We start from the raw sequence: 21,171 nt of genomic DNA, 5'->3' as shown, positions 1-21,171 counted from the left end.
GCTTCTTCACGCAAGGCAGGAGCGAACCCATGCAGCCTGACCTGCTCGATTTACACGTTTTACACCACTTCCGAACCCGTTCTCCGCTGACCCACTGTATGACCAACGATGTCGTACAGACCTTTACGGCCAACGTTTTGCTGGCGCTTGGCGCATCACCCGCGATGGTGATTGAGGCCGAAGAGGCTGAACAGTTCGCCGCCATCGCCGATGCGCTCCTGATTAACGTTGGTACACTGACCTCGCCGCGTGCCCAGGCGATGCGTCGGGCAATAGAAAGCGCGGTGGCTGCAGACAAGCCCTGGACGCTGGACCCGGTTGCCGCGGGTGCCCTGACGTTCCGCACCCGTTTTTGCCATCAAATCCTTGCCCTGAAACCGGCCGCCATTCGCGGCAATGCCTCTGAAATTCTTGCCCTTGCCGGAATGAGCGCGGGCGGGCGCGGCGTTGATACGACCGATACCGCAGCCAGCGCGGTGCCTGCTGCACGGGCGCTGGCTCGCCAGACCAATGCCGTTGTGGTCGTCACCGGTGAGGTGGATTATATCACTGACGGGCAACGCACCTGCACGGTAACGGGCGGCGATCCGTTGATGACGCGCGTAGTGGGAACCGGATGCGCGCTTTCTGCCGTTGTGGCGGCGAGCTGCTCGCTGCCGGGCGACCGGATGGATAACGTCGCTGCCGCCTGCGGATGGATGAAGCGAGCCGGAACGGTGGCCGTTGCACAGTCACGTGGGCCTGGCAGTTTTGCCAGCGCGTTTCTGGATGCGCTCTATACGCTGGAGGAGCAGGCATGAAACGGATTAACGCCCTGACCATTGCCGGCACCGATCCCAGCGGCGGCGCGGGTATCCAGGCTGACCTCAAAACCTTCTCGGCCCTTGGCGCGTACGGCTGCTCGGTCATAACCGCGCTGGTGGCGCAAAACACGCGCGGCGTTCAGTCGGTCTACCGTATCGAGCCGGATTTTGTTGCCGCGCAGCTGGATTCGGTATTCAGCGATGTGCGCATCGATACCACCAAGATCGGCATGCTGGCCGAGACGGACATTGTGGAAGCGGTGGCCGAGCGGCTTAAGCGCTATCAGGTGCAAAACGTGGTGCTGGATACCGTCATGCTGGCTAAAAGCGGCGACCCGCTGCTCTCCGCCTCCGCCGTGGAGACGCTGCGTACAAAGCTACTGCCGCAGGTGGCGCTTATCACGCCTAATCTTCCGGAAGCCGCCGCGCTGCTGGGCACATCGCACGCGCAAACTGAACGCGAGATGAAAGCGCAGGGGAACGCGCTGCTGGCGATGGGCTGCGGGGCGGTGCTGATGAAGGGCGGTCATCTTGACGACGCTGAAAGCCCGGACTGGCTCTTTACCCGCGACGGCGAAGTACGTTTTACCGCTCCGCGCGTGCAGACCAAAAACACCCACGGCACGGGTTGTACGCTCTCCGCCGCGCTGGCGGCGCTGCGCCCGCGGCATGACGGCTGGGCCGATACGGTGCGCGAAGCGAAAATCTGGCTCTCGGCGGCGCTGGCAAAAGCCGATACTCTGGAAGTGGGTCACGGTATTGGGCCGGTTCATCATTTTCATGCATGGTGGTAACCCAGTATACTGGCAGGAAACACCACGCCTGAGAAAACAGAGATGGAACAAGCGCATACCCGGTTAATCGCTCAACTGAATGAACGGATCGCCGCGCCTGACAACACGCCGCTGTACCTGAAATTTGCCGAAACGGTAAAAAACGCGGTGCGAAGCGGCATGTTAGAGCACGGGAATATTTTGCCCGGCGAGCGCGATCTGAGCCAGTTAACCGGGGTGTCGCGCATCACCGTGCGAAAAGCGATGCAGGCGCTGGAGGAAGAGGGCGTTGTCACCCGCTCCCGTGGCTATGGCACGCAAATCAACAACATCTTCGAATATTCGCTGAAAGAGGCGCGCGGCTTTTCCCAGCAGGTGGTGCTGCGCGGTCAAAAGCCCAATACGCTGTGGGTCAACAAGCGGGTGGTGAAGTGCCCGGAAGAGGTCGCAAACCACCTGTCTATACCTCCTGACAGCGAGGTCTTTTTGCTCAAGCGCATTCGCTATGTGGATGACGATGCGGTGTCGATTGAAGAGTCCTGGGTGCCGGTTGGCCTCATTCCCGATCCCGATGCGATTGGCATTTCGCTGTACGACTACTTCCGCAGTCAGAATATTTTCCCGCAGCGCACCCGTTCACGGGTTAGCGCCCGCATGCCGGACAGCGAGTTTCAGGCGCACATTAAGATGGACGAAAAAATACCGGTGCTGGTGATCAAGCAGGTTGCGCTTGACCAACAGCACCGGCCGATTGAGTACAGCATCAGCTACTGCCGCAGCGATCTATACGTCTTTGTGTGCGAGGAATAATTCGTCGCGAGTCGGGGCGCAGTCCCCGCCGCGGTGGCGGACTACCCAGGACGCCACGGCATTCCCCAGCAGAACGGCATCTGCCAGTGACCATCCCGCCGCCAGCCCGGCAAGCGTGCCGCCCGCGTGACTGTCGCCAGCGCCAATGGTATCCACAACCGTCGCCGGAAACGCCGGAACAACGCCTGAGGTATTACCGTCATACCACGCGGCGCCGTCTTTATCATGGCGCACAATCAGCGCGGCGCCGAAGCGATGCTGCCACTCCACACCCAGGTTTTCAGCCGCTACACCCAGTCGTTCGGCTGCGATCCCCGCTTCCTGACGATTGAGCGACACGATCGGCCTGTGAGCCATAATCCGCGCCATCAGCGCATCGGGAATATCCGCGATGCGTGGGCCGAAATCGATAAATGCCGTCACGTCCTGCAACCCCTCCAGCCAGCGTGTCAGCAGCTCGCCGCACGGTGAGGCCAGCTGATAGCCGGATAAATAGACCAGGCTGTTCGACGGGATGTTGAGCACATCAAGCCAGCGCTGCTGCCACTGGTTCTCCACGCCGCTAAAGGACATAAAGGTGCGCTCGCCGTCTGGCTCCACCAGCGCCAGGCACCAGCCGTTGTCGCCGGTTTCGGCCTCGATGGCGCTGTGCAGATCCTGCTTCGCCATGGCGTTGCGGATGATATCCGCCCACACGCCGTGGCCGACGGGCAGGGCGTTTTGCGCCGTAATGCCGAGCCGTTTCAGGGCGATGGCAATGTTTAGCGCGCAGCCGCCAATATTCACGCCCTGCTGTTTGAGCTCGATATCGCACCCGCGCCAGGGCAGGGCGTAGGCGTCGGCGATAACGTCAATCACCGCCGCGCCCAGCACCGTCACCGGGCGCGTGGCGTGCAGGGTGTCGAGACGTTGGGCAAATGAATTCATACGCCCTCCCTTTGCTCCCGGTAGTGCAGCAGTTTCTCGCAATAGTGGCCGAAATCGAGCCGGTTGACGGCGTCGAGTTCGGTTTTGAGCGCCGGGTCAATCGCCTGCACGCCGTGGAGCGCGCCGCAGATGGCCGTCGCCATTGCACCAATGGTGTCGGTATCGCCGCCCAGGTTGGCGCATAAAATGGCGCAGCGGTTTGGGTTGGTTCCCGCCAGTTCGACCATCGCAATGGCCGCCGGAACGGACTCAATGGTGCTGGTTCCGGCCCCCACGAGCTGGTACACCTGCTCGCTGGCGGATTCAACCCCGTTGGCTTCCCGCACGGTCTTCAGCGCCAGCTCAATACGTGCCGCCAGCGACGCGCTGAAGGTGGTGGTTTTCGCCTCCTGCGCATAGCGGGCGATACCCGGCAGGGCATCGACGATGTTCTGCCAGCTTTCGCCGTCGATAGCGCGGGAAACCGCCCAGGCAATCACCACCGCGCCGGCAATGGCGAGGTCGGATTTATGGGTCGGGCTGGAGGCCAGCGCCACCTGCTCAACAAAGTGTTCCAGACGCGTGGCCGGAAGCAGGCAGCCCAGCGGGGAGGCGCGCATCGCCGCCCCGTTAGTCACGCCGTTGTTGTCCAGTTCGCTAACCGGCTTGCCGTCGCGAATCGCGTTAAGCGCGATTTTGGAGGTCGGGCCGAGCACGTTCTTATTAAACGCGTCGAAATTGAGCGCCCAGCGCAGAATATGCTTGCCGATAACGTCCGCGTTAATCTCCCCGTCGCACTCAACGATCGCATCCGCCAGGCACAGCGCCATTGAGGTATCGTCGGTGAACTCTGCCTGTTTGAAATAGCAGGCCGCATTATTCTCTGCCGGGCCGGGTAAAAAGCGGTCGATCCAGCCGAAGTGCGCCTTGACGCGCTTTCTCGGCCACAGCTCCGACGGCATGCCCATCGCATCCCCTAACGCCTGCCCGTAAAGAGCACCGAGAACACGTTCTTGTTTCATTTAACTTCCCCTTGTGTCAGCGCGGCATCGCTATCAACCACCTCAATTGCGGCGATCTCTTTATCGGATTCGCGGAAAAACAGCATAAACAGCACGGCAATCACGGCAATCATGATTGCACCAAACGTCCACATTCCGGCCCAGTTGAAGGTCAGCCCATTCACCGGCTCTTTGTATGCGAACATTTTTTCCATCATCACGCCGCCCAGGCGGTAGCCTAGCAGGCTACCAAAGCCCTGACAGCACAGCGTAATCAGGCCCTGCGCGGCGGTGCGCATGTGCACCGGCGCTTTTTTGTCCACGTAAATGTACGCGGTGACGTAATAGAAGTCGTAGCTCACGCCGTGCAGCAGAATGCCGAGGAACAGCAGGGCGTAGGTGAAGTACTGTTCCGCTCCGCCGTAAACGAAGAACCCGTAGCGGATGGCGGCGGTGATCAGACCCAGCAGTAAGACCTTCTTAATACCAAAGCGTTTGGTAAAGAACGGCAGGGCGAGCATAAAGAAGATTTCGGAGAACTGGCCGAGCGTCATCCAGCCGGTGGCGTTTTTCATCCCCACTTCGGTGAGATAGCCGTTGGCGAAGATGTAATAGAAGGCCAGCGGCATGGCGAACAGGAACGAGCAGAAGAAGAACACCAGGAAGTTTCTGTCGCGCAGCAGGATCAGCGCGTCCAGCCCGAGCATCACTTTGAAGTCCAGCTTGCCGGTACTTTTCGGCGGCGTATTCGGCAGGAACAGGGCAAAGACGCCGAGCAGGGCGGAGCTGGCTGCCGTCATCAGCAGCGGGATATTGGTATCGGAAATATCGCTGTAGCCCAGCATCTGCGGCAGGAACCCGCACGCCAGCCCGGAGGCGATCCAGCCGATGGTGCCCATCACGCGGATGCGCGGGAAATCGGCCTCGACGTCGTCCACGTTGGCAAAGGCGATACTGTTGGTCAGCGCGATGGTTGGCATATAGGTCAGGGAGTAAACCAGCAGCAGCGGGAAGAAGGTGCTGAACTGGGTTTGCTGTGCGGCGAAGTACATCAGAATGGCTCCGGCGAACATCAGCACTGACAGCACTTTCTGCGCGGCGAAGAAGCGGTCCGTCAGCGAGCCGACCAGAATCGGCGAGAGGATCGCGGCAATGGCGGTACAGGCGTAAGACCAGCCGATTTCCCCGGCGGTAAAACCGCTTTTGCTCAGCCACAGCCACAGCGGCACAAACCACGCGCCCCAGATAAACCATTCAACAAACATCATGAATGACAGTTGGACTTTCGTTTTCATTTTTTAATCCTGCATGTCAGAGAGGGTACGCCTTTAACATACCACTCAATAATACCTTTTAAATACCTTTGTGGCGATTGTTTGATCAATGTAACAGTTTTGTTGTACACGAATCGAGCCAGCAGATTGTGCTGAAAAAAAAAGCAAAGAGTGGAAAATCTGTTAAGTCGGTACCAGGCTTAGTCTGCCCATAAAAGATGGGACTGGATAAACACACACCGACACGATGTCGGACTTACGGGAGTATCACATGACTGATATTGCGCAGTTGCTTGGCAAAGACGCCGACAGCCTTTTACAGCATCGTTGTATGACCATTCCTGCCGACCAGCTGTATCTGCCTGGTCACGACTACGTTGACCGCGTGATGATCGATAACAACCGTCCGCCTGCGGTCCTGCGAAATATGCAGACGCTCTACAACACCGGGCGGCTCGGCGGCACCGGGTATCTCTCTATTCTGCCGGTGGACCAGGGCGTTGAGCACTCTGCGGGCGCCTCTTTTGCGGCGAACCCGCTCTACTTCGATCCGAAGAACATTGTTGAGCTGGCGATTGAAGCGGGCTGTAACTGCGTGGCGTCGACCTACGGCGTGCTGGCCTCGGTTGCGCGTCGCTATGCCCACCGCATTCCATTCCTCGTGAAGCTGAACCACAACGAAACCCTTAGCTACCCAACCGAATATGACCAGACCCTTTACGCCAGCGTCGAGCAGGCGTTCAACATGGGCGCGGTGGCGGTAGGGGCGACGATCTATTTCGGCTCCGAACAGTCTCGCCGTCAGATTGAAGAGATCTCCGCGGCGTTTGAGCGCGCGCACGAGCTGGGCATGGTCACCGTGCTGTGGGCGTATCTGCGCAACAACGCGTTCAAGAAAGACGGCGTGGATTACCATGTATCCGCCGACCTGACCGGGCAGGCGAACCACCTGGCGGCGACCATCGGCGCGGATATCGTGAAGCAGAAAATGGCCGAGAATAACGGCGGCTATAAAGCGGTGAACTTTGGCTACACCGACGATCGCGTTTACAGCAAGCTGACCAGCGATAACCCGATCGATCTGGTGCGCTACCAGCTGGCGAACTGCTACATGGGTCGCGCGGGTCTGATCAACTCCGGCGGCGCGGCGGGCGGTGATACCGACCTGTCAGACGCGGTGCGTACGGCGGTTATTAACAAACGCGCGGGCGGCATGGGGCTGATCCTTGGCCGTAAGGCGTTTAAGAAATCGATGGCCGACGGCGTGAAGCTGATCAATGCGGTTCAGGACGTCTATCTGGACAGCAAAGTCACGATTGCCTGACGCCTCCATCTCCCTCTCCCTGTGGGAGAGGGCATCATCGCGCACCGTGCGAAACATCAGCGCAAAAGCACGCAGTCCGGCGGCAGCCGACACTGCAGCGCGCCGGGCAACACCTCAATGCGGAACTGCGTCCCGCTCAGCGGCTCTCCGTCGAGGTTAAAGGTCATACCGTGCGGAGCATTCACTTCAAACCACGCCGACTTCCCGGCGATGATATTTGGACTCTCTTCCGGCTGCGTCAGCGTGGTAAACAGCGCGGGCAGCAGGCCGTCGCCCGTGAAAATACGCAGCTGGAGCTGACCGTCATTAATCAGCGCCTCCGGGCACAGCTGCTGTCCGCCGCCCGCCTGACGCCCGTTGCCGATGCCAATCACCAGCGCGTCACCCTGCCACTGAAAATCCTCGCCGCGAATTTCGCAGCGGTCAGGCTTGAGGGTGTCCATGCGCATCAGCCCGTGGATCAGGTACGACACGCCGCCCAGAGCCGCCTTCAGCTTTTCCGGCGTTTCGCTGGTGATGCGCGTGCCAAACCCGCCTGTCGCCATATTGATAAAGCAGGTTTTATCATTCACCTGCGCAATATCCACAGCGGTGGCCTTGCCGAGGATTGCCAGCTGGAGCGCTTTCTCCAGCTCTTCCGGGATCCCGGCGCTGGTGGCAAAATCATTGGCGGTGCCGAGCGGTAAAATGCCCATCACCGGCCGGTTTGCCGGGGGCAGGTCGATAAGCGCTGACGCAATCTCATTGATGGTGCCATCGCCGCCGCCGGAAATGATGGTGCTGACGCCAAGCCCGAGGGCTTCATTGATATAGCGTGCCGCGTCGCCTTTTTCCCACGTCACCCTGACGTGGATGCGCGCGCCATCTTCACGCAAACCCTGAATTGCCTGACGCAACAGATCGTTGCCTGCGCTTTTGCCATTGAGAATCAATAAACTGTCTGGATAGGTTGCCATCCGCGCTGCTCCCTTTTTTAGCGTTAGTAAGAGTGTATAGCAGAGAGGAAAAAAGCGGGTAAGAACAGGATGAAAGGAACAAAATAGGCACGAAAGCGCGTTACACTTCAGCGATGACGTTAATGTAATCACAGGAAAGTGATGATGAATAAAATTTTGGTAAGCGCTTGCCTGATGGGCTTTAAGGTTCGTTATAACGGAAGTGAAAAAGCGCGAATGGACGAGCAGCTCAAGCGCTGGCAACAGGAACAGCGTCTGGTTATCCACTGCCCTGAACTTGCGGCCGGGCTGCCTGTACCTCGTCCTCCGGCAGAGATTATGTCCGCTGATGGCAAAGACGTAATGCGCGGGCAAGCCAGAATTAGTGAAAATACAGGTCAGGATGTGACTGAGCAGTATCAGCTTGCAGCCTGGCTCGCGCTACGCGCTGCTCAGGAGTCGGGGTGTAGCGCAGCACTATTAACCGATGGCAGCCCAACGTGCGGCAGTCAGTTTATTTATGACGGATCTTTTCGCGGGATCCATAAAGCGGGGAGGGGTGTTGCTGCATCGTTGCTCGCAGAGCATGGGATAGCCGTCTTCTCTGAGGGGCAAATCGACGAACTGATTGCCTGGGTTGAGGAGAGAGAAGGCAAAAAATAAGCCCGCGTAAGGGAGATTACGCAGGCTAAGGAGGTGGTTCCTGGTACAGCTAGCATTTATGGGTTATGTTTTTCAGCGGGGGGATAATACCCGTATTGAACGAAGCGGTATGTGATCCGATTCTAAGAATTATCCCAGCGCGAAAAAATTTCCCTGCTTAACTATTTGCCGTGTGGGTTTCGGGTGCTTTCACCGTTGAAGTTACGCATCAGCAGCGCGAACTTCAGCTCCACCTCTTCCGGAACCGGCAGCCAGACGGTGTGCCCGTCACCCGGCGCCACGTCAATCGCTTCGCCTTTGCCGTTTTCCAGATGCTCCAGCGTGAAGTTCATGTTGCCCTGCGGGGTCATCAGCTCCAGGCTGTCGCCTTTGGTGAACTTGTTTTTCACCGCGACGGCCGCCAGCGCGCCTTTACGCTCGCCGGTAAAGTCGCCGACAAACTGCTGGCGCTCGGAAACGGAGTAGCCGTGCTCGTAGTTCTGGTAGTCGTCATGGGTATGACGACGCAGGAAGCCCTCGGTATAGCCGCGGTGCGCCAGGCCTTCCAGGGTTTCCAGCAGGCTGGTATCGAACGGTTTACCGGCCGCCGCATCGTCGATGGCTTTGCGGTACACCTGCGCGGTACGCGCGCAGTAGTAATAGGATTTAGTGCGGCCTTCGATCTTCAGAGAGTGCACGCCCATCTGGGTCAGACGCTCAACGTGGGCGATGGCGCGCAGATCTTTCGAGTTCATGATGTAGGTGCCGTGCTCGTCCTCAAAGGCGGTCATGTACTCGCCCGGACGTTTGGCTTCTTCAATCATAAACACGCTGTCGGTTGGCGCGCCGATGCCCAGCGTAGGCTCAACGTTGGTCACCGGGATCGGCTCGTGCTTATGCACGATGTTGCCGACGTCATCCTCTTTGCCTTCCTGGACGTTATATTCCCAGCGGCAGGCGTTGGTGCAGGTGCCCTGGTTCGGGTCGCGCTTGTTGATATAGCCGGAGAGCAGGCAGCGGCCGGAGTAGGCCATGCACAGCGCGCCGTGAACGAAGATTTCGATTTCCATATCCGGCACCTGGGTGCGGATCTCTTCGATCTCTTCAAGAGACAGCTCGCGAGAAAGAATAACGCGGGTCAGCCCCATCTGCTTCCAGAACTTCACCGTCGCCCAGTTGACGGCGTTAGCCTGTACGGAGAGGTGAATATCCATCTCCGGGAAGTTCTCCCGAACCAGCATGATTAAACCCGGGTCCGACATGATCAGCGCGTCCGGCCCCATATCCACAACGGGCTTCAGGTCGCGGATAAACGTTTTCAGCTTGGCGTTGTGCGGCGCGATGTTCACGACCACGTAGAATTTTTTGCCCAGGGCATGCGCTTCGTTGATGCCGAGCTGCAGGTTCTCGTGGTTGAATTCGTTGTTACGCACGCGCAGCGAGTAGCGCGGCTGGCCCGCATAAACGGCGTCGGCACCATAGGCGAAAGCGTAACGCATATTTTGCAGCGTTCCCGCCGGGGAAAGGAGTTCCGGTTTAAACATGTTTGTTCTCGTTCTGATGACAGGTCAGATCCGCGTGCACCAGGTGCAGCGGTAAGGGGAGATCCCCCACTTTAAGGGCGGGCATTGTAGCGCTGCGGGGCAGGGAGGTAAAGTTATTGTGCCGGGTGGCGGCTTCGCCTTACCCGGCCTACATTGACCAGTGGCTGACTAGGCAATCCTGCACGCATCCGCTTCCCAGCGATACCCCACGCCATATACCGCGCGGATAAACGACTGCTCGGCGTCCAGCGCCTCCAGCTTGCGGCGCAGGTTTTTGATGTGGCTGTCGATGGTGCGGTCGGTCACGACGCGGTAATCGTCATACAGGTGGTTCAGAAGCTGTTCGCGGGAAAAGACTTTTCCCGGCTCGTGGGAGAGGGTTTTCAGCAGGCGGAACTCCGCAGGCGTCAGGTCCAGCAGCTTGCTGCGCCAGCTCGCCTGGAAGCGGCTTTCGTCCACAATCAGCGGGCTTTCGGCGTCCAGCACCTGAAGCTCGCGCTGCGGCCTGCAGCGGCGGAGAATGGTTTTCACGCGGGCGACTACTTCACGCGGGCTGTAGGGTTTGCAGATGTAATCGTCCGCGCCAATTTCGAGCCCCAGCAGGCGGTCAATCTCTTCAATTTTGGCGGTGACCATGACGATCGGCACGTCGGAGAAGCGACGAATTTCCCGGCACAGGGTCAGACCGTCAACGCCCGGCAGCATTAAATCCAGCAGGATCAGATCCGGTGGGGTCTGGCGCACGTATGCCAGCACTTTATCGCCGTGACTGATCAGCGACGGGGCGTAGCTGGCCGCGCGTAAATAGTCGATCAGCAGCTGCCCAAGCTTGGGTTCGTCTTCCACGATCAAAATGCGCGGCGTGTTTTCGTCAATCGGTAACTCGGTCATACTTCTCTCGATAAATCCCGTTCCAGAGGTAACTCTACTGTAATGCTAACCCCGCCAAAAGGCGAATGGGCGGCGCGGATCGTGCCATTATGCGCCTCGACGATGTTAACGCAAATCGCCAGCCCCAGGCCGGAACCGCCGCTGGCACGGTTGCGGGAGCCTTCGGTACGGTAGAAACGTTCAAACAGTTTTTCCAGCTGCGCGTCCTGCACGCCGGGGGCGGAATCCGCGAAGGTAAGGGCAAAGCGCCCGTTTTCCTGCCTGCCGGAGATGTGCAGCCCGCCGCCGCTGTCGGTGTAGCGCAGGCTGTTTTCCAGCAGGTTATTGAACAGCTGCATCAGCCGGTCTTTGTCGCCGAACACCACCGCGCTGTCCGGCAGGGAGAGGTCGATTTTCAGGTTGCGGCTGGCAAACCGCTCGCGGAAGGCGCCGCTGATCACTTCCAGAATGTTAATCACGTCCACCGGCGCTTTCTGGTAGGCCAGCGCGCCTTCGTCGGACATGGAGAGCTGGTGGAGGTCATCCACCAGCTTGGTGAGCGTGCCCACCTCCGCCTGCAGAGAGGCCACCGATTCGGGCGTAAACTGGCGCACGCCGTCCTGAATGGCCTCCAGCTCGCCGCGCAGCACCGCCAGCGGCGTGCGCAGCTCGTGGGAAATATCGGCCATAAAGTCGCGGCGCATCTGCTGGTTCTTCTCCAGCGTGCTGGCGAGCTGGTTAAAATCCTGCGCCAGCTTGCCCAGTTCGTCCTGGCTGCGGGTATCGACGCGGGTAGTGAAATCCCCGGCGGCCAGCTTGTGCGTGCCTTCCACCAGCCGTTTCACCGGGGCGAGCAGGCCGCGCGCCAGCGGGAAGGTGGCGAGCGCGGCGAGCAGGGTGGAGAGGGCGACAATCAGCCAGCTTGTCCGACGCTGCTGGCGGTCAAAGTTGATGTCGGTATTGCGCGTCAGGCGCTCCACCGGAGAGGCGATAACCCAGCCGACTGTCGCATTATTGACTTTGATTGCACGACGGGTGCCGTCCGGCGGTATCGGCGCGCGCGGACCCACCAGCGTGCGCATGTCCTGGTCAATCACCCAGAACTGGGTGCGCCAGCCGTGCGGCGGCATGCCCGGCCCCGGGCGATCGTCACCGGTATCGTGCTCCAGCGAGCGCAGGATCTGGAAAATAAAGCGGTCGTTATTGCGCAGAAAACGCCAGTTGCCGTGCTGGGCGTACTGTTCACTCAGCGCATCGCTTAAGCCCTGTAAACGCTGTTCATTGCCATGCTTGATGTAATCAATAAAACCGCGCTCAAAACTGATCCGCACCGCCCAGTGCATGGTGATCAGCAGGACGATACAGGTGGCAAATATCGCCACGAAGAGCTTGCCGGTAATGCCCGGACGCCAGAATTTCATGAACCACTCCTTTTACCGCGCCTAATCACGGCGTTCTTGCTGGTATCATCCGGCACTCTGGCGAAGATGAAAGCGGGCAGGGCGATGATGACCGCCATGCTGAGATAGGTATACAAAAAGACCTGATGCGCCACCGGCGTGTCGACGCTGAGATGGTGCTGGCCGTACATGCCGAGCAGTAAACCCGCGCTGGTCACCCCGACGCTCATTGAGAGTTGCATGATCATCGACAGCAGGCTGTTGCCGCTGCTCGCCAGATCGTCCGGCAGATCCTTCAGCGTCAGGGTATTCATCGACGAGAAGCGCATGGAGTTGACGATCCCCTGGCAGAACAGCACCAGCGGCAGAACGTAGTACCAGCCCATCAACGCCACGCCCATAAACACCAGACTCACCAGCGCCAGCCCCAGCGTGGCGGTCACCAGCACGTGACGGTAGCCAAACCGGTTCACCACCTGCACCACGATGCGCTTCATTCCCATGCTGCCGAGCACCATCGGGATCATCATCAGGCCCGCGTGGAACGGAGAAAATCCCATTCCGATTTGCAGGAAAACGGGCGTCATAAACGGCAGCATGCCGCTGCCGACGCGCCCGGCGAAGCTGCCGAACAGGCCAAGGCGATAGGTAGGGTTTTTAAACAGGTTCAGGCTGAACAGCGCCTTATCGTTACCTCTGGCGTGCCGCAGATACCACAGTATGGCGGTAACGCCGAGCGCGATCAGGAGCCCGAGCGTCAGGGGCGAAATCCCCAGCCCTTTTTGCCCGTCGAGCGCCAGGGTAAGCGTGGCCATGCCCGCCGCCAGCAGGATAAAGCCGAAGAAATCAAAGCGCCGGGTCTGCATTTTATAGTTCGGCATCAGCGTCAGGGTGGCGATGGCGCCGATGATGCCAACCGGGAGGTTGATTAAGAAGATCCAGTGCCAGGAGGCGTACTCCACCAGAATGCCGCCGAGCGCCGGGCCCAGCAGCGGCCCTACCTGGCCGGGCAGGGTCACAAAGGTCATCGCCGCCATAAACTGCTCGCGCGGCACAATCTTCATCACCGTTAGCCGCCCGACGGGAACCATCATCGCCCCGCCGACGCCCTGCAGCACCCGCGCCATCACCAGCTGGTCGAGGGTGTTGGCCTGGGCGCAAAACAGCGAGCCGGTGGTAAACAGCACGATGGCGGTAAAAAAGATATTCCGCACGCCCACTTTGTCCGCCAGCCAGCCGCTGGCAGGCAGCATGACTGCTACCGTCAGCACGTAGGAGACAATCACCATATGCATATGCAGCGGGCTCTCCCCCAGGCTTTTCGCCATGGAGGGGAGAGCGGTGTTGACGATGGTCGTATCCAGCGACTGCATAAAGAAGCCGAAAGCGACTATCCATAACTGCCAGCGAACGTTAGCGGGGAGATCGGTCATTTACTCGGTCACCGTGGTTCTGTTTTTACGCGAGAAGCGCAGCCGCAGGCGGTCGAAGAACAGATAGACCACCGGCGTGGTGTACAGCGTCAGCAGCTGGCTCATGACCAGGCCGCCGACGATGGTGATCCCCAGCGGCTGGCGCAGCTCTGAGCCGTCGCCGCCCGAGATAACCAGCGGCAGCGCGCCAAACAGCGCCGCCAGGGTGGTCATCATGATCGGACGAAAACGCAGCAGGCAGGCCTGGAAGATCGCCTCTTCCGGCGACAGATTGCCGTTGCGCTGGGCGTCCAGGGCGAAATCCACCATCATGATCGCGTTTTTCTTCACAATGCCGATCAACAGCATGATCCCGATGAGCGCGATAAGGCTGAACGGCGCGCCGAACAGCTCCAGCGCCAGCAGCGCCCCCACGCCCGCCGACGGCAGTGTCGAGAGAATGGTCAGCGGGTGAACGTAGCTCTCGTACAGCACGCCCAGCACAATATAAACCGTGGCGATGGCGGCCAGAATCAAAATCACCTGCGAGTTCATCGTCTCCTGGAACACCTGCGCCGTCCCGGCAAAGCTGCCGCGCACGGTGGACGGCACGCCGAGCTGCGTCATCGCGCGGTTGATTGCGTCGCTGGCCTCAGAAAGTGACGAACCGGCGGGCAGGTTAAAGGAGATGGTCGACGCCGCCGAAAGGCCCTGATGGTTCACCGACAGCGGCGCGTTGGCAGGCTGCCAGCTGGCAAAGTAGGAGAGCGGAATCGCCTTGCCGTCGTTGTTAATCACAAACATTTTGTCCAGGGCGCTGATGTCCTGGGTGTAGCGCGGATCAACTTCCATCACCACCTTGTACTGGTTCATCGGCTGGTAGATGGTGGAGATCTCGCGCTGGCCGAAGGCGTTGTTCAGCAGGCTGTTGGCGGCTTCAACGTTAATGCCCAGACGCGACATGGTTTCGCGGTCATAGGTCAGGGCCATCTCGGCGCCGTTGTCCTGCTGATCGGAGTTGACGTCCGCCAGCTCCGGCAGGGCAGCCAGCGCCTTGCGGATCTTCGGCTCCCACTCGCGCAGGGCGGCTAAATCGTCCGAGAGCAACGTGTACTGATAGCTGGCGTTCGCCTGACGGCCGCCGACGCGGATATCCTGAACGGCCATCAAAAACAGGTTTGCTCCCGGCTCTTTGGCGAGCTTCACCCGCAGGCGGTCAATCACCTGCTGGGCGGTTTCGTTGCGCTCGCCGCGCGGTTTCAGGGTAATAAACATCATCCCGCTGTTAACGCGTGACCCGCCGGTAAAGCCGGTGACGTTATCCACGGCTTTGTCTTCACGAATGATCTTCATAAAGTCCTGCAGCTTGCCGCGCATCGCCTGGAACGAAATGCTCTGGTCCGCCTGAATTCCCCCCATCAGCACGCCGGTGTCCTGCTCGGGGAAGAAGGTTTTCGGGATGGTGATGTACATCCAGACGTTGAGCACGATGGTGCCGATCAGCACCAGGCCAACCAGCCGGGTATGGTTCAGCACCCACTTCAGCGATTTGCCGTAGCCTTCCTGCATCGCCATCAGGAGGCGGCCAAAGCCTTTGCGGCGCGGCTGCGAATGGGGCTTGCTGCGCTTGAGCATCCAGCCGCACATCATCGGCGTCAGCGTTAGGGAGATAACCAGCGAAATCCCGATGGCGACGGAGAGGGTGACGGCAAACTCGCGCAGCAGTCGGCCCGGCAGCCCGCCCATCAGCAGCAGCGGCAGGAATACCGCCACCAGCGACAGGCTCATGGAGAGCACCGTAAAGCCCACCTCGCGCGTGCCCTGCAGCGCAGCCTGCAGCGGCTTCACGCCCGCTTCCAGGTGGCGGGAAATGTTTTCCAGCACCACGATGGCGTCATCCACCACGAAGCCCGTCGCTATCGTCAGGGCCATCAGCGACAGGTTGTTGAGGCTAAACCCGCACAGGTACATGGCGGCAAAGGTACCGATCAGCGAGACCGGCACGGCCACCGCCGGAATAAGCGTCGCGCGACCGGATCGCAGGAACAGGAAGACCACCAGGATCACCAGCGCGACGGAGATAATCAGCGTTTGCTCCACCTCTTCAAGCGAGGCGCGAATGGTCGGGGAGCGATCCTGGGCGATTTGCAGATCGATTGCTGCCGGGATGGTCTCCTGCAGGTCCGGAAGACGGGCACGAATGCTGTTCACCGTCTCAATAATGTTCGCTTCCGGCAGCTTGCGGATCATCAGCAGAATGGCCGGTTTAGCGTTGGTCATCCCGGCGTTACGAACGTCCTGCACCGAGTCGGTGACGCTGGCAACGTCGCTCAAGCGCACCGCCGCGCCGTTGTTGTAGTGAATAATGAGCGGCTGATATTCCGCGGCGGTTTTCAGCTCGTCGTTGGTGTGGATCTGCCAGCGGTGGCTGCCGTCCTCAATCGCCCCCTGCGGCTTGCGGACGTTAGCCGTGCTGATGGCGGAGCGCACGTCATCCAGCGACACGCCCTGGTTGAACAGCGCCTGCGGGTTTAGGCCGACGCGCACGGCGGGCAGGGAACTTCCGCCGACGCTCACGTCACCGACGCCGTTAATTTGTGAGATTGTCTGCGCCAGCTGGGTAGATGCAAAGTCGTAAAGCTGCCCCTGCGAGTACGTATCCGAGGTCAGCGTCAGGATCATGATCGGCGCATCGGACGGGTTGGCCTTGCGGTAGGTTGGACGGCTCGGCATCCCGCTCGGCAGCAGGCTTTGCGCGGCGTTGATGGCCGCCTGCACGTCGCGCGCCGCACCGTTAATATCCCGGTCGAAGCTGAACTCCAGAATGATGCGCGTGCTGCCCAGCGAGCTGCTGGAGGTCATCTCGTTGACCCCCGCAATCCGCCCAAGGGAACGCTCCAGCGGCGTGGCAACCGACGAGGCCATGGTCTCCGGTGACGCACCCGGCAGCGAGGCGCTGACCATGATCACCGGGAAATCCACCTGCGGCAGCGGCGCTACCGGCAGCAGCCGGAAGCCCAGCACGCCGCAGAGGGTAATGGCGAGCGAGATTAAAATCGTCGCCACCGGGCGATAAATGAAGAGGGCGAAAAACTTCACTTATGCCTCCTCTTCACGTTTCGGGAAGCGGCTTTTGGTCCACAGCGCCAGGCGGTCAAACAGCAGGTAGATCACCGGCGTGGTGAAGAGCGTTAGCACCTGGCTCACCAGCAGACCGCCGACCATGCCGATACCCAGCGGACGGCGCAGCTCCGCGCCGACGCCGGTGCTGAGCATCAGCGGCAGCGCGCCCAGCAGGGCGGCCAGCGTGGTCATCAGGATCGGACGAAAACGCAGCAGACAGGCCTGGAAGATGGCATCGCGCGGCGACATGCCCTGCTCGCGCTCGGCGGCCAGGGCGAAGTCGATCATCATGATGGCGTTTTTCTTCACGATCCCGATAAGCAGGATGATGCCGATGATGGCAATGACGTCCAGCTCGCTGCCCGCCAGCATCAGTGCCAGCAGCGCCCCCACGCCCGCCGTCGGCAGGGTAGAGAGGATGGTGATCGGGTGGATAAAGCTTTCGTACAGCACCCCGAGCACGATGTACATTGCCACGACCGCCGCGACGATCAGCCAGATGGTGTTACCCAGCGCGGCCTGAAACGCCAGCGTGCTGCCCTGGAACTGGGTCTGAATATCGGACGGGAAGCTGAGCTCTTTTTCAGCAGCCTGAATGGCCTCCACCGCTTCGCCGAGAGAATAATTGTCCGGCACGTTGAAGGAAATGGTGGTGGACGGGAACTGATCCAGATGGTTAATCGACAGCGGGGTATAGCGTTCTTCCACCGTGGCGATAGCGCTCAGCGGCACAATGCCGCCGTCTTTACCGGTCAGGCGCACCGAGTCCAGTGCGGCGAGGCCGGGCGTGTTCTCCGTGTTGTGCTCCAGCACCACGCGATACTGGTTGGCCTGGGTGTAGATGGTGGAGATCAGGCGCTGGCCGAAGGCGTTGTACAGGGCGTTGTCCACGTCCGACATGGTGATGCCCAGACGGCTGGCGGTATCGCGGTTGACGTTCACGTACGCCGCCAGCCCTTTGTCCTGCCAGTCGCTGCTGACGTCGGCGAGCTGCGGCAGGGTGTTAAGCTTATTTACCAGCTGCGGCACCCAGGTGCTGAGGGCGTCCAGCGAAGTGGCCTGCAGCGTGAACTGGTACTGCGTGCGGCTGACCTGGGTATCAATGGTCAAATCCTGAATCGGCTGCAGGTAAAGCTCAACGCCCGGCACGCGCGCGACGGCGTTTTGCAGACGCTCAATGACGGCGTTGACGCGGTCGTCGCGTTCATCCAGCGGCTTGAGGTTGATCTGCAGACGCGCGCTGTTGAGCGACGGGTTGGTGCCGTCGACGCCCACGTAGGAGGTCAGGCTCTCTACAGCCGGATCCTTCATGACGATCTCAGACACCTGCTGCTGGCGCTGGGCCATGTTCGCGAAGGAGACCGACTGCGGGGCCTGAAGCGTGCCCTGAATAATGCCGTTGTCCTGGATCGGAAAGAAACCTTTCGGAATGAAAATCCACAGCATCACGCTAAGTGCCAGGGTTCCCAGCGCCACGCCGAGCGTGGCCCACGGATGGTTCAGAACTTTCGCCAGCACGCGGCCGTAGGCGGCAATAATGCGCTCGAACATCCGCTCGGAAGCGCGCGAGAAGCGGTTTTGCTTGCGCAGGGACTCGTGGCTGAGCATGCGGGCGCACATCATCGGCGTCAGGGTCAGCGACACCACGGCGGAGATCAAAATGGCGACCGCCAGCGTCACGGCAAACTCGCGGAACAGACGTCCGACGATATCGCCCATAAACAGCAGCGGGATCAGCACCGCAATTAGCGAGAAGGTCAGCGAGATAATGGTAAAGCCGATTTCGCCCGCGCCCTTCAGCGCGGCCGCCAGCGGCTTTTCGCCTTTCTCGATATAGCGCGAAATGTTCTCGATAACGACGATGGCGTCATCCACCACGAACCCGGTGGCGATGGTGAGCGCCATCAGCGTCAGGTTGTTAATCGAAAAATCGAGGAACACCATCACCGCAAAGGTCCCGACCAGCGAGAGCGGCACGGCGACGGCGGGAATAACGGTGGCCGGAACGTTACGCAGGAACAGATAGATGATCATGACCACCAGCGCAATCGCCAGCATCAGCTCAAACTGGGTGTCGGTAACCGACGCGCGAATGTTGGTGGTACGGTCGGAAAGCACCTTCACGCTGACCGATTTCGGCAGGCTTTCGATCAGCTGCGGCAGCATGGTGCGGATGCTGTCGGCGGTTTCGATGATGTTAGCGCCCGGCTGACGCTGCACGTTCATCACGATCGCCTGCTGCCTGTTGGCCCAGGCGCCGAGCCAGCTGTTTTCCGCGCCTTGCTCCACGGTCGCCACGTCGCCCAGACGCACCGGGGCGCCGTTCTGGTAAGCAATAATCAGCTGACGGTATTCATCGGCGGACTGCATCTGATCGTTGGCAGAGAGCGTCACGGCGCGGGTGGGGCCGTCCAGCGAGCCTTTTGCCGAGTTAACGTTGGCGCTGCTGATGGCTGTGCGGATGGTTTCGCTGGTCAGGCCCAGCGCGGCAATCGCCTGCGCGTTAAGCTTCACGCGCACGGCGGGGCGCTGGCCGCCCGCCAGCGTGACGAGGCCGACGCCGGAGACCTGTGAAATTTTCTGCGCCACGCGCGTTTCGACCATGTCTTCGACCTGGGTCATCGGCATGGCGGAGGAGGTGACGGCAAGCGTCATGATTGGCGGATCCGCCGGGTTCACCTTGCTGTAAACCGGCGGGTTAGGCAGGTCGGACGGCAGCAGGTTGGTGGCGGCGTTGATGGCGGCCTGCACCTCCTGCTCGGCGACGTCCAGCGACAGCGTCAGCTGGAACTGCAGCGTCACGACGGATGCCCCGCCGGAACTCTGGGAGGACATCTGTTTTAACCCCGACATCTGGCCGAACTGGCGCTCCAGCGGGGCGGTAATGGCGGACGTCACCACGTCCGGACTGGCCCCGGGATAGAGAGTGACAACCTGAATCGTTGGGTAATCCACCTCCGGCAGCGCCGACACGGGCAGGAAGCGATAGCCGATAATCCCGGCGAGCAGGATCGCCACCATCAGCAGCGTGGTCGCGACAGGACGGAGGATAAACAGGCGTGACGGCCCGCCTGTAGAGCCTGGGGGCATAACCTGCATCAGGATTTCTCTCCCTGTTTCGCAGGTTCAACCACTTCCACTTTGGCCCCTTCGGTCAGACGGTCAATGCCGTCGGTAACCACGCGGTCGCCTGCGGAAAGGCCGGCGGCGATGACCACCGTCTGGCTGTCCTGGATACCGGTTTTCACCAGGTGCTTGCTGACCTTATTGTCGTCGTTAAGTACCCAGACGAAATTACCTTCGTTACCCATCTGCAGCGCAGCGGTGGGGATCACCACCGCGTTCTCTTCGGTCGCGACCAGCATGCGCGCGTTGACGAACTGGTTCGGGAAGAGGGCATCGTCTTGGTTGTTAAAGCGCGCCTTCAGCTTGATGGTGCCGGTGGTGGTGTCGATCTGGTTATCCAGGCTGAGCAGGGAGCCTTCGCTCAGCTTCTGCTTGTTGCTGCGGTCCCAGGCTTCAACCACCAGACCTTTACCTGCTTTTTGCGCCTGCACCACGGTCGCAATGTCGCTTTCCGGCAGGGTAAAGACTAAATCAATCGGGTGGGTCTGGGTGATGACCACGATGCCCGTGGTGTCGCCGCTGGAGATCTGGTTGCCGATATCGACCTGCTTCAGGCCCACGCGCCCGTCTATCGGCGCGGTGATGCGGCTCCAGTCCAGCTGCAGCTGTGCGCTGGCCACGGCGGCCTCGTCGGCTTTGATGGTGCCCTGCGTTTCGCTGACCAGCGACTGCTGGGTATCCAGCTCCTGACGAGACACGAGGTTGGTTTTCACCAGCTGCTGGTAGCGCGCCAAATCGCGACGGGCGTTGGCGAGCGTGGCTTTGTCTTTCGCGAGCTGCCCCTGCGCCTGGGCGAGGGCGACCTTAAACTGGCTCGGGTCTATTTCGGCCAGCAGATCGCCAGCTTTAACCTGCTGACCTTCCTGGAAGTGAATGGCCATCAGCTGGCCGTCGACGCGGCTGCGCACCGTCACGGTGTTGGCGGCGGTAATGGTTCCGAGACCGGTAAGGTAGCGAGGAACGGCTTTATTCACCGCCGTCGCCGCCTGGACCGGCGCCAGCGCGCCGCCGCGCATGCCGTGACGCCCTCCGCCTGCCGGGCGCTGTGCCTGACTGCTGGCACCGGCGGGAGCGGCGGAGTTCGCGGATTGACTGTGCCAGTACCAGGCGGCGGCAAGGACCACCACAATGATGCCAGCGGCGATTGCCCAGCGGGATTTGTTACTGCCTTTCATCGTTATACGTTCTCATCCTGAAGACTTCGGGGAATGATACTAGTTTAGTCAGC

16 protein-coding genes are annotated in these 21,171 nt (G+C 60.3%); 5 read left to right on the top strand and 11 right to left on the bottom strand.

Annotation, left to right across the window (positions count from 1 at the left end):
- Window positions 1–29: 29 nt before the first annotated feature.
- The 3 genes from thiM to DFO52_RS04985 are packed head-to-tail and all read left to right on the top strand — an operon-like array spanning window position 30 to window position 2,386.
- A complete protein-coding gene (gene thiM / locus DFO52_RS04995; RefSeq protein WP_133549565.1) occupies window positions 30–800 on the top strand; it encodes a hydroxyethylthiazole kinase in 771 nt (256 codons plus the stop codon).
- Window positions 797–1,597: a bifunctional hydroxymethylpyrimidine kinase/phosphomethylpyrimidine kinase gene (thiD, locus tag DFO52_RS04990; RefSeq protein WP_047060503.1), complete on the top strand. Its 801-nt coding sequence runs from the start codon at window positions 797–799 to the stop codon at window positions 1,595–1,597. The genes thiM and thiD overlap by 4 nt, the downstream gene beginning before the upstream one ends.
- A gap of 42 nt (window positions 1,598–1,639) precedes the next feature.
- Window positions 1,640–2,386 carry a GntR family transcriptional regulator gene (locus tag DFO52_RS04985; protein WP_121931963.1) on the top strand — a complete coding sequence of 249 codons (747 nt, stop codon included), beginning with the start codon at window positions 1,640–1,642 and terminating at the stop codon, window positions 2,384–2,386.
- On the opposite strand, the gene DFO52_RS04980 is transcribed toward DFO52_RS04985, so the two are convergent.
- From DFO52_RS04980 to DFO52_RS04970, 3 genes are read right to left on the bottom strand one after another with little or no spacing between them, the layout of a single operon-like run.
- Window positions 2,360–3,313, bottom strand: a complete 954-nt coding sequence (locus DFO52_RS04980) for a PfkB family carbohydrate kinase (protein ID WP_133549563.1) — start codon at window positions 3,311–3,313, stop codon at window positions 2,360–2,362. The genes DFO52_RS04985 and DFO52_RS04980 overlap by 27 nt on opposite strands.
- Window positions 3,310–4,314, bottom strand: a complete 1,005-nt coding sequence (locus DFO52_RS04975) for an ADP-ribosylglycohydrolase family protein (RefSeq protein ID WP_133549561.1) — start codon at window positions 4,312–4,314, stop codon at window positions 3,310–3,312. Before DFO52_RS04975 ends, DFO52_RS04980 begins: the two co-directional genes overlap by 4 nt.
- Window positions 4,311–5,588: a nucleoside permease gene (locus tag DFO52_RS04970; protein WP_047652484.1), complete on the bottom strand. Its 1,278-nt coding sequence runs from the start codon at window positions 5,586–5,588 to the stop codon at window positions 4,311–4,313. Before DFO52_RS04970 ends, DFO52_RS04975 begins: the two co-directional genes overlap by 4 nt.
- A 250-nt stretch (window positions 5,589–5,838) precedes the next feature.
- Here DFO52_RS04970 and fbaB point away from each other — a divergent pair, with 250 nt between their 5' ends.
- Window positions 5,839–6,891 carry a class I fructose-bisphosphate aldolase gene (gene fbaB, locus DFO52_RS04965; protein WP_121931966.1) on the top strand — a complete coding sequence of 351 codons (1,053 nt, stop codon included), beginning with the start codon at window positions 5,839–5,841 and terminating at the stop codon, window positions 6,889–6,891.
- A 56-nt stretch (window positions 6,892–6,947) separates the two neighbouring features.
- Here the strand turns inward: fbaB and yegS are convergent, their stop codons facing one another.
- Window positions 6,948–7,847 (bottom strand): lipid kinase YegS, encoded by a 900-nt coding sequence (gene yegS / locus DFO52_RS04960; protein WP_029739883.1) that lies wholly within the window; start codon window positions 7,845–7,847, stop codon window positions 6,948–6,950.
- Between the two features lie 141 nt (window positions 7,848–7,988).
- Here yegS and DFO52_RS04955 point away from each other — a divergent pair, with 141 nt between their 5' ends.
- Window positions 7,989–8,489: a DUF523 domain-containing protein gene (locus DFO52_RS04955; protein ID WP_063923211.1), complete on the top strand. Its 501-nt coding sequence runs from the start codon at window positions 7,989–7,991 to the stop codon at window positions 8,487–8,489.
- Window positions 8,490–8,650: 161 nt separating this feature from the next.
- On the opposite strand, the gene yegQ is transcribed toward DFO52_RS04955, so the two are convergent.
- The 7 genes from yegQ to DFO52_RS04920 all read right to left on the bottom strand — a co-directional run bounded on the left by yegQ (window position 8,651) and on the right by DFO52_RS04920 (window position 21,118).
- Entirely contained in the window at window positions 8,651–10,012 is a 1,362-nt protein-coding gene (gene yegQ / locus DFO52_RS04950; RefSeq protein WP_023312421.1) for a tRNA 5-hydroxyuridine modification protein YegQ, read from the bottom strand.
- Between the two features lie 168 nt (window positions 10,013–10,180).
- Window positions 10,181–10,903: a two-component system response regulator BaeR gene (baeR, locus tag DFO52_RS04945; RefSeq protein WP_029741119.1), complete on the bottom strand. Its 723-nt coding sequence runs from the start codon at window positions 10,901–10,903 to the stop codon at window positions 10,181–10,183.
- Complete coding sequence (gene baeS / locus DFO52_RS04940) at window positions 10,900–12,303, bottom strand: two-component system sensor histidine kinase BaeS (protein WP_023312417.1); 1,404 nt, start codon at window positions 12,301–12,303, stop codon at window positions 10,900–10,902. Before baeS ends, baeR begins: the two co-directional genes overlap by 4 nt.
- A complete protein-coding gene (locus DFO52_RS04935; protein WP_133549559.1) occupies window positions 12,300–13,715 on the bottom strand; it encodes an MFS transporter in 1,416 nt (471 codons plus the stop codon). Before DFO52_RS04935 ends, baeS begins: the two co-directional genes overlap by 4 nt.
- Entirely contained in the window at window positions 13,716–16,793 is a 3,078-nt protein-coding gene (mdtC, locus tag DFO52_RS04930; RefSeq protein ID WP_047647327.1) for a multidrug efflux RND transporter permease subunit MdtC, read from the bottom strand.
- Window positions 16,794–19,916 carry an MdtB/MuxB family multidrug efflux RND transporter permease subunit gene (locus DFO52_RS04925; protein ID WP_133549557.1) on the bottom strand — a complete coding sequence of 1,041 codons (3,123 nt, stop codon included), beginning with the start codon at window positions 19,914–19,916 and terminating at the stop codon, window positions 16,794–16,796.
- Window positions 19,916–21,118 (bottom strand): MdtA/MuxA family multidrug efflux RND transporter periplasmic adaptor subunit, encoded by a 1,203-nt coding sequence (locus DFO52_RS04920; protein WP_133549555.1) that lies wholly within the window; start codon window positions 21,116–21,118, stop codon window positions 19,916–19,918. Before DFO52_RS04920 ends, DFO52_RS04925 begins: the two co-directional genes overlap by 1 nt.
- Window positions 21,119–21,171 lie beyond the last annotated feature (53 nt).

It is taken from the genome of Enterobacter sp. AG326, from assembly GCF_004362415.1.
In the GTDB taxonomy this organism is placed as follows: Bacteria; Pseudomonadota; Gammaproteobacteria; order Enterobacterales; family Enterobacteriaceae; genus Enterobacter; species Enterobacter asburiae.
The sequence above is the reverse complement of the archived record's forward strand: the minus strand, read 5'-3'. Positions and strand labels throughout refer to the sequence as shown.